The following is a 9,271-nucleotide window of genomic DNA, read 5'->3' as shown; positions in this document are numbered from 1 at the left end:
GGTGTGTAAGGACTGCGAGGTCTTGAGCTAACTGATACTAATTGCCCGTGAGGCTTAACCATACAACACCCAAGTAGTTTTGAACTATGAAGTGATTTGTATGAAGACTGACACAACTATTACCTTAGGGTAAAATCACGTACTTACGTGTTACTTGAATCACGAATAAAGAACAAAACGATATTTATTGCTCTTGAGCATAAGCTTTCTAAGATTGTACCTTTTTTGTTTAGCGACAATAGCGCTGTGGTCCCACCTGATCCCTTTCCGAACTCAGAAGTGAAACGCAGTTGCGCCGATGGTAGTGTGGGAGTTCCCATGTGAGAGTAGGACATTGCTAAACTTCTATTTAGAGAAACCCGTTACGAAAGTGACGGGTTTTTTGCTATCTGACGTTTACAAAAATGAAACGTAGTTGCGCCGATGCTAGTGTGACTTATGTCGCAGTAAAGCCCATGTGAGAGCGTAGCGGGAGATTGCTCGACTTCTAATTTGTGCTTAGGCACTTAGAAACCCGTAGCTGACGCTACGGGTTTTTTGCTGTCTAGTGCTTAGCACTTGAGATATCGAAGTCTAATCTACAGATAAGTGCATGTATGAAGAAGGTTGGACAGTATTAGGTTTTGAGATAATAAGAGGCCACCTTAAATCGTGTAAAATTATATGTTTACTATATACAAATAGTTCATTCGACTTGCATCCGTTAAATCCGTCAGTATTGATAATGAAGTATTTGATCAATGCCAGTTTATGGTCTCGCTAATACCATTAAGAAGTTATTATTGCTTTCCATCGGCTACAGAAAATAATCCAATTTATGTGTATTGCAAGATTCAGAATACCTTCATTAAATTGTGACTTGATGTTTGTCATAAATGTTTAAGCTTAAGGTTCAAAAGCACCGACAACCATCGAAATAAGTAGCATAGCTGAAGCAGGTATCATGGTTAATATGAATAATGTATTTAAGTCTAACATGGTCATTCCTTGTCTATTTTGCACAGATGGTAAAGATAAAATTTATGCAAAAATGTTTGTAGTTATTACTAAGTTGCAATAAGTGTTACAAAGGTTGTGCCAATGTTAATGTTATTTGTTATGTAATTGAAATATAGGGTTATTTAGTTTTGTCAAATGTGTATTCATAATTAACATGAATAGTTATTAGATTAAGGTGGTGAGAAGCACTATAAACTGGTTATAAAGAGTGTTTTGTGGTTTAAGCAGTATTTTTTGATTAGGTAATTAATTGCAACAGAATTTCTAACTCTCAATATCGGGACAACTATTCCCAATATCGAGATCATAGAGGTGCTATTCTGGTAATGTAACTTTATTGAATGCATCGAGAAGGACTTGTCCATCAGCGCCATCTTTACCTGCACATTCACTGAGGTGTTGTCTAAATTTACGTGCACCTGACAGCCCATTACACAGTCCAAGCATATGACGTAATATGTGCCATGCTCTTCCGCCAGTGTCAACATGACTGTCAATGTAAGGAATCATTAACTCAATAACCTCTGTTCTTGTTAACTTTGCTGCATCTGATTTATATATCTCACTATCAGCATCTACCAGCATATAGGGATTATTATATATCTCGCGACCTATCATTACGCCATCAATATGTTGAAGATGATCATTTACTTCAGTGAAAGATTTAATGCCACCATTAATGGAGATATCTAAATTTTGAAAAGCATCCTTAATTTGGTAAACGCGATTATAGTCTAAAGGCGGAACGTCACGATTCTGCTTAGGACTTAACCCGGTTAACCAGGCTTTTCTTGCGTGGATAATGAAATGTTGACAGCCAGCTCGTGCTACCTGATCGATGAAGGTATGCAAGAACTCGTAAGAGTCAAGATCATCAATACCAATACGTGATTTAACCGTAACAGGAATGTTTGTGGCTGCTTGCATCTGATCAACACATTCTGCAACTAAGGAAGGCTCGGCCATCAAACAAGCGCCGAAACGACCATTTTGTACTCTGTCTGATGGACAACCAACATTAATGTTGATTTCATCATAACCGTATTGCTCGGCTATCTTTGTACACTCTGTCATGGCTTTAACGTCACTGCCCCCTAACTGCAATACCAGTGGATGTTCAGCGTCATTATAGGTTAGGTAATCGCCTTTACCGTGCAAAATAGCACCGGTAGTCACCATTTCGGTATAGAGCACAGTATGCTTTGACATAAGTCGGTAGAAGTAACGGCAATGTTTGTCAGTCCAATCTAGCATAGGCGCAACGCTTAGCCTGTGATCTATTGTAGGCCTTGTACTGTATGGTGTTGTGTCAGTAATTATGGTCATTTGGTTATACTCTAAGTTGCCTTGAATCGCCTGTACTTTCGTTGAGTTTCCGTTTATGGTGTTCCAAATGCGCCCCATTTTGGGTAGGACGATTAAGGATAATTCAATGGCTTCAGTAACAATTGATAAACGCCAAAAGGCTAACGGAGATTTCAGTTACCGTTGCACTATTCGCGTAAAAAAGAATGGCGTAATTATACATAGAGAATCCAAAACATTCAGTAAAAAAGAATTAGCCAAAACATGGGGCAAGATAAGAAGAGAAGCTGTAGAGCTAAGCAGTATTTCAGCTCGAGAAAAGATAATTACAATTGGTGAATTGCTAGACCTCTATATCAATGACATTGATTTGTGGGCCGCCACAGGAAGAACGAAGCAATACGTTGTGAAAATGGTAAGAGATTGCCCAATAGCAAATGTATTAACCAACGAACTTAAGAGCAGTGATTTAATAGCACACTGTAAAATGCGGAGAGATGCAGGAGCTGGTGGTGCAACAATTTATCATGACATTGCATATTTGCGCAGTGTAATGAAAGTAGCTTTACCTGTTTTTGATGTAACTGCCAATTGGAAAATATTTGAAGATGCTGTACCCGTATTAATTGAAATGAAGCTAGTAGGTAAGAGCCAAAAGAGAACACGTAGGCCTACAGAAGACGAACTTGAAAAGTTGATAGCCGCATTAACTGAAAGACAAGAGAAGCAAGGAAGCAATATTCCATTTGTTGATATTCTAAACTTCTCAATTCTTACCTACATGAGAATAGGGGAAGTTTGTAAAATTGAATGGAAAGACTTAAACCATGAACATAAAACAGTAATTGTTCGCGATAGAAAAGACCCAAGGAAAAAAGAGAGTAATCATATGATCGTACCATTATTAGCTGGTTCGTATGACTTAGTTAAAAAACAACAAGAAACGGACGATAGAATTTTTCCATATAACTCTCGCTCTGTAACAGCTGGTTTTCAGCGAGTTAGGAAAGCTCTAGATATAACTGACCTAAGATATCATGATTTAAGACGAGAGGGCGCTTCTAGGCTGTTTGAGAAAGGCTACTCCATTGAGGAAGTAGCACAAGTTACAGGTCATAGAAATCTAAATATACTTTGGCAAGTATATACACAGCTCTTTCCGCATAAGCTACACGATAAGTTTAAAGTATAGTGCCCCTATAAGGGGCACAGAATGATTGGTAAAAATAAACGACTGAGAAGTAATAACCAACTGTGAATCATTATTATTTCGTTGAATGCAGTCGTGTTTACATTTCCCAACCAACAGAAATACTAAACCAACCTTCTCCTTCATGTTGCCAATTTTGATCACCTATTCTGTCTTGCCCATACACGATACCTATATTAACGCTATCCCAGTTCTTGATCAAAATTCCTGTAGCCCATGTGAAACCAGACTTAGAATCAGTTTTACTGGTTCCATCTGCAGCTTCGGACAAAACAGAAACTTGTGTTAAACCTGCAGATAAGAATGGTGTAAAAGTCACGTATTTATCACTAATATCAAAAAAATTAGTTTCAACCCCCCAACCTGCGTAATAACCTATAGTAGCATCACCAGAGATGCTTTTATCATCCAATCGATATTTGAATGGAACAATTAGTGGGCCACTAACAAGACCCCCAAAGCTCTGTTGAACCCTATTTTCAATGGGTACACCATCTACGGGAGCTCTACTTAAATAGTAAATGTCGCCTTTAATAACTTGTGAAACCTTCAACTCTATAAAATCGTCGTCTTTTTGTTTATCTACCGGTAACAATTTTGCGTATTTATAAATATTCATAAATTTTATGGCATATTTATTTTTATCAGTATTATTAAGGACTACGAATTTAGACTGATATCCAACTTTGAGTACTTCTTTAGGTTTTTTGCTTGGGTCAATATAAACTTCTAGGCTTGTTCTAGCCCTATAAGATTTATCTTTAATCAGTTCAGCTGATTGTGAACTAAGAGAAAAAACAATAGCTATAGTCATTAAAATTAATTCTTTCATTCAAAACTCCATGTTTTATTTGTGATTCTCCGACTACAGAATTCCTGAAGATATATATTTTTACGTTAATAGTTTTCTATAAAGCAACAACCGATCTAACAGGAAAAAACTTGCCATTAAAAGTCCTGATTAAATACATTTTATTATTGATCGATTTTTACTCGCTTGTAAATGAGAAGTAAACAAAAAGTCGTGGTGAAGATAGTTTTATCTATTGCGTTAGGATTAGTGGGCGGTTAATCACCAAAGATAATCCCTTACAAGCGGGACTAGAAAACAAATATATTAAGCCAAGGCTGCATAGTTTGGTGGAATCTACCCCCGTAATACATGACGGGGTTTTTCATTCTCCGCTCATTCCTCTTCCTCCTTGCTCAGGCTTCGCCGTCGCTCATCGTCGTTCGCTACCTAAACAAAGACACCTAAAGTTCAAAAGAAAGTTCAAGAGAAGGTTCCAAAGAGCTTCAAGCCTAATTTAGTAAAGTAAAATGACGGTTTCTAAGAACATTTTCAAAGACACGAAAATAACCTCAGACACTCCGCAATTTTCATTGACAAAATTATTATCTCACTCTGTTTGATTAGCATCAAATTAAGCGCGCACCCCTATGTCGCTACGCGACGGGTACACATTAAATTGAGCTATCAAGGAACATTGAGCATGACTAATACTACAAATGAAATCGAAGAGCTTGAAAAAGAAATTGCTGAATTAATGAATGAGACTAGAGCAATAGTTGCGAAGGCACTTAATGAAGCTGATGTGATAAAAAATGAAATTGTTAAAGTCGAAAGAGATCGATTGGCCGTAAGCTTTAATGAAAAGAAAGATATCATATCTCTGACTGCTTGCACTTTAACTTCACCACTAATTAAGGATTCTCATTATGTTAATCAAAATAAATGAATCTGAGCCTGAGTTTGTAGAGTTCGTTGAGGGACTGAAGCAACAGCAGCTGGTGCAACAAAAAAAGCGATCGTTAGCCATGTATCGGTTGTTAATGATTTAACGAAAACAAAAAAGAAGCTGGAAAGGCTAGAGGACATACTTGCTGAAATCAAAAAGATAAAACTACAGCAAAAAGGTTTAAAGCAGCCTTAGATATTTTAACTGATTAGTACCAAAATAGAGAATGCTAGTCGTTTAGCCAATAAAAAATTTAAATCTATGGCTTTGCTTCAATATGCCATTTCTCGGGACTTGTAGGGTGATTCAATAGTGGGCGATGTAACCCATATAAAGCTAAATATGCGTCTAGTGTGCCTGCTTTTGCTGCGGTAAGTTTAGAGGTTAGTGTAACTAAATGGCTGCTGTTTAGATCTGCTGCAACACCATCTAAATGTTTAGACCTTCCAGCTCCACATTTACATGGTTGACCACAAGGTTTTAAGCCCGAAGATACCATCGCTTTACCTGCATTGCCGATACCTGCTTTAGTTTGCAGTGACTTTACATGTTTCTCAGTTGCCTTTTGGTCAGGTTCAAAACCACTTTTCCACTTTTGCCCTTCTTTTATGGGTGATTGGTTTTTGGCTGTTTTTAAAAAGTCGCCAAACTTAACTGTGGCCCAAATAACTTTTGGGTCAGAAAAGTGTGACCAAGCGATGGTTCTTTTCCCTGTAGCAACTTTTGAAGGTTTAGTAGATTTATATGAGTTGTATAAAAACATGTGGGCAACATGATATTTTTGTTGCCAAGCGATAGTGCGTCCAGAGTCTTGGCCTACTGTAATATTGTATGTAGATTTAGCATCGTCTAAAAATGCTTTAAGTCTCTTTGAAAAAGGTTTACCTTTTGGATCGAATTGATTAGCCATCCTAGCTCCTATTATTCTTTAAATTAATTGATATATATTGCACGCAGTTTCAAAGATTTTTTGTCTAATCCTAAAACTACAATATGTTCAACATCACCTTGCCCACGAAAAAAAACAAATAACTCCAAAGGCTCCCAGTAGTATTCGATACCCGAAAATTCATCAGTGAAATCTATAAGATTAAATCCTTGCTCTAATGGGTAATCACCTTCAATCTCTACGTTTTTTAAGATACTAAAAATACCGTCTAGTTCTTCAGTATTATTTGCTACCAGAGTGTTTTTCGACCCAAATACAAAACCATATCCATCATCAGCTGTTTTCCAGTCTTGCTTGCTAAGAATTATGGGCAGGGAGATAGAGTTAGCCAGAAAAGCAAAGTTGTTTGTGTTTATTGCATTACGTATAGAGACAGCCTTTTTTTCAGGTGTTTCTGTAACAGATTGATTAGTACAGCCAGAGATAAATATGACTAAGAATGCCGCGAAAAAAATATGAATATATTTACGCATGAAAGAAATCCTCCTTGAATTTCGAACGAGTATATCTTAGATAAGTATGCTCATCAAGATAAGGTGATTTCTCTTAAAAATCAAAATGATTAGCTTGCATTCTTACATGCCACAGAATCTCAGGAGGATTAGATTAGGTGCCGTATCAAAGTAATAGTTACAGCATTTAATTTTACCCACTAAACAAAATACAAAGGGTTATGCATAACAATGGAGTTAAGTTATAAGATATCACTAAGCATAGCGTGATCAACATACACAATGAGTAGTTACTTTGTTAGAATATAGGCAAATCAAAGGAGAGCACTTTCATGCCAAATTACGTTGTAGGTCACAAGATACCAGATTCAGACTCTATCTGTTCGGCTATCGCATTATCATATTTGAAAACTACCTTAGGTGAGGAAACTGTTCCTGCTCGTCTAGGTGAACTTACCCCTGAAACTATGTTTATCTTAAATAAATTCGGTTTTGAGCAACCTGAGCTAAAAACAAGTTATGCGGGAGAGGGAGTATACATTGTAGATCATAGTGATATTGAACTTGCACCTGATGATATTGATCAAGCGACAATTTTAGGCATTATCGATCACCATAAACTTGGTGACTTAACAACTACTTCTCCTCTTGAGATTTGGGTACGCCCTGTGGGTTGTACTAATACAATCATTAAGATGATGTATGATTTTCATAATGTAGAGATCCCAAAAAATATTGCAGGTGCTATGTTATGTGCAATTTTAAGTGATACGGTTATTTTTAAATCTCCAACTTGTACTACAGCAGATATTAAATGTGTTGAAGCATTAGCTGATATCGCAGGTATTGAAGATTTTAAAGAGCTGGGCATGGATATGTTCAGAGTTAAGTCTGCTGTTGCAGGTACGCCAATTAGAGCTTTAGTGAAGCGTGATTTTAAAGACTTCAATATGAATGGTCACAAGGTTGGTATTGGTCAACTGGAAGTTATTGATTTAGCCGTTTTTGATGAAATCAAAGATGAGTTATATGCAGATATAGCTAAGCTTAAAACTGAAGGCGGACGTCATAGTGTCTTTTTACTGTTAACTGATATTATGAAAGAAGGCTCAGAGCTTCTAATCGCCAGTGATAGCGATACCTTAGCTGAACAAGCATTTGGTGTTGTACCAAAAGATGGCAAAGCTTGGTTAGACGGTGTATTAAGCCGTAAAAAACAAGTAGTTCCACCACTGCAAGAAATCCTTCTTAAGTAGCTGTTAAGTCACGCTTAATTAGATTCAATAAAAAACCCAGCAATAGCTGGGTTTTTATTATCTATTCCTTGAAAGTATTCATCGTTATTACCGAAGTTAATAGGTGTTTAGATAAGGAGAAAGCACGGAGTTGACGCTAGTCAATGAGTACTTTTATCGCAGTATAAATACCTACTTAGCAAAGATAATTATGATTAATTAGACTCGTTCGAAGATAGTTGCAATACCTTGACCTAAGCCGATACACATAGTGGCTAAACCAATATTTACATCTTGCCCTTCCATCAAATTAATCAAGGTGCCCGATATACGCGTACCTGAACAACCTAAAGGATGGCCAAGTGCAATAGCCCCGCCATTTAAGTTAATTTGATCCATTTTATCTTCAACTTTTAATGAACGAACACAAGAAAGTGCTTGGGCAGCAAAAGCTTCATTAAATTCAAATAACTCAATATCTTCAATAGACAAACCAGCACGTTTTAATGCTTTCTTAGTTGCCGGTACTGGACCAAAACCCATCGTAGCAGGATCGCAACCAGCAACGGCCATACCACGAACTTTAATGCGAGGTGTTAAGCCTAATTCTTTGGCTTTCTTAGCAGACATAATTAACATTGCTGAAGCACCGTCAGAAAGTGCAGAAGACGTTCCCGCAGTAACGGTACCATTCACTGGGTCAAACACTGGACGTAATGCTGATAAGCTTTCAGCCGTTGTGTCAGGACGAATTACTTCATCATGCTCAACTAACGTTAGTGCACCTGTAGCATCATGACCTTGCGTGGCAACAATTTCATTGTTCCAACGACCAGCCAAGTGTGCTTCATGGGCTTTTTGATGCGAACGTGCACCAAAAGCATCTTGCATTTCACGGGTAATGCCGTGTTGTTTACCTAGCAATTCAGCAGTTAAACCCATATTACCTGATGCTAAGGCAATGTGTTTATTTAGTGCCGGATCAAAATCAACATCATACATCATAGGTACATGACCCATGTGTTCAACACCACCAATTAGAAATACATCACCTTGACCAGACATGATACTAGTACTTGCTTGGTGTAATGCTTCCATAGAAGAACCACATAAGCGGTTAACAGTTACGCCACCAATGGATTTTGGTAAACCTGCAAGTAATGATGCATTACGAGCGATATTAAAACCTTGTTCTTTAGTTTGCTTCACACAGCCCCAAATAACATCTTCAATGTCTTCAGGGTTTAATGCCGGATTACGTACTAAAATTTGTTTCATTAAGTGTGCTGATAATGCTTCAGCACGTACATTGCGAAAAACACCGGCCTTAGAGCGACCCATTGGAGTTCGTATGCAGTCTACAATTACAACTTCGTTCATTT

General features: G+C 37.5%; 8 protein-coding genes and 1 rRNA gene. 4 read left to right on the top strand and 5 right to left on the bottom strand.

All coding sequences use genetic code 11. The features are described from left to right. Positions 1-228 precede the first annotated feature (228 nt). Positions 229-343 (top strand): 5S ribosomal RNA (rrf, locus tag GAB14E_RS04180). Between the two features lie 971 nt (positions 344-1,314). Here rrf and dusA read toward each other — a convergent pair. Continuing rightward, positions 1,315-2,325: a tRNA dihydrouridine(20/20a) synthase DusA gene (gene dusA / locus GAB14E_RS04185; RefSeq protein WP_052093979.1), complete on the bottom strand. Its 1,011-nt coding sequence runs from the start codon at positions 2,323-2,325 to the stop codon at positions 1,315-1,317. Between the two features lie 106 nt (positions 2,326-2,431). Here dusA and GAB14E_RS04190 point away from each other — a divergent pair, with 106 nt between their 5' ends. Then, a complete protein-coding gene (locus GAB14E_RS04190) occupies positions 2,432-3,496 on the top strand; it encodes a site-specific integrase (RefSeq protein WP_033083843.1) in 1,065 nt (354 codons plus the stop codon). 97 nt (positions 3,497-3,593) lie between these two features. On the opposite strand, the gene GAB14E_RS04195 is transcribed toward GAB14E_RS04190, so the two are convergent. Next, the gene (locus GAB14E_RS04195) at positions 3,594-4,346 is read right to left on the bottom strand and encodes a hypothetical protein (protein ID WP_033083842.1); all 753 of its coding nucleotides are present in this window, start codon (positions 4,344-4,346) and stop codon (positions 3,594-3,596) included. 661 nt (positions 4,347-5,007) lie between these two features. Here GAB14E_RS04195 and GAB14E_RS04200 point away from each other — a divergent pair. Continuing rightward, entirely contained in the window at positions 5,008-5,253 is a 246-nt protein-coding gene (locus GAB14E_RS04200; protein ID WP_033083841.1) for a hypothetical protein, read from the top strand. 259 nt (positions 5,254-5,512) lie between these two features. Here the strand turns inward: GAB14E_RS04200 and GAB14E_RS04205 are convergent, their stop codons facing one another. Further along, positions 5,513-6,163, bottom strand: a complete 651-nt coding sequence (locus GAB14E_RS04205) for a hypothetical protein (protein WP_033083840.1) — start codon at positions 6,161-6,163, stop codon at positions 5,513-5,515. 23 nt (positions 6,164-6,186) lie between these two features. After that, a complete protein-coding gene (locus GAB14E_RS04210) occupies positions 6,187-6,675 on the bottom strand; it encodes a hypothetical protein (RefSeq protein ID WP_033083839.1) in 489 nt (162 codons plus the stop codon). A gap of 311 nt (positions 6,676-6,986) precedes the next feature. On the opposite strand from GAB14E_RS04210, the gene GAB14E_RS04215 reads away from it, so the two are divergent. Continuing rightward, positions 6,987-7,910 (top strand): manganese-dependent inorganic pyrophosphatase, encoded by a 924-nt coding sequence (locus GAB14E_RS04215; RefSeq protein WP_033083838.1) that lies wholly within the window; start codon positions 6,987-6,989, stop codon positions 7,908-7,910. 198 nt (positions 7,911-8,108) lie between these two features. Here the strand turns inward: GAB14E_RS04215 and fadA are convergent, their stop codons facing one another. Beyond that, the gene (gene fadA / locus GAB14E_RS04220; protein WP_033083837.1) at positions 8,109-9,269 is read right to left on the bottom strand and encodes an acetyl-CoA C-acyltransferase FadA; all 1,161 of its coding nucleotides are present in this window, start codon (positions 9,267-9,269) and stop codon (positions 8,109-8,111) included. Positions 9,270-9,271 lie beyond the last annotated feature (2 nt).

It is taken from the genome of Colwellia psychrerythraea (assembly GCF_000764185.1).
GTDB classification, from domain to species: domain Bacteria; phylum Pseudomonadota; class Gammaproteobacteria; order Enterobacterales; family Alteromonadaceae; genus Colwellia; species Colwellia psychrerythraea_B.
This window is presented reverse-complemented; position numbering and strand designations above follow the sequence as displayed.

Coding starts and splice junctions, on each gene's coding strand:
- dusA (WP_052093979.1), bottom strand. CDS start 2,325: ATGACCATAATTACTGACACAACACCATACAGTACAAGGCCTACAATA.
- GAB14E_RS04190 (WP_033083843.1), top strand. CDS start 2,432: ATGGCTTCAGTAACAATTGATAAACGCCAAAAGGCTAACGGAGATTTC.
- GAB14E_RS04195 (WP_033083842.1), bottom strand. CDS start 4,346: ATGAAAGAATTAATTTTAATGACTATAGCTATTGTTTTTTCTCTTAGT.
- GAB14E_RS04200 (WP_033083841.1), top strand. CDS start 5,008: ATGACTAATACTACAAATGAAATCGAAGAGCTTGAAAAAGAAATTGCT.
- GAB14E_RS04205 (WP_033083840.1), bottom strand. CDS start 6,163: ATGGCTAATCAATTCGATCCAAAAGGTAAACCTTTTTCAAAGAGACTT.
- GAB14E_RS04210 (WP_033083839.1), bottom strand. CDS start 6,675: ATGCGTAAATATATTCATATTTTTTTCGCGGCATTCTTAGTCATATTT.
- GAB14E_RS04215 (WP_033083838.1), top strand. CDS start 6,987: ATGCCAAATTACGTTGTAGGTCACAAGATACCAGATTCAGACTCTATC.
- fadA (WP_033083837.1), bottom strand. CDS start 9,269: ATGAACGAAGTTGTAATTGTAGACTGCATACGAACTCCAATGGGTCGC.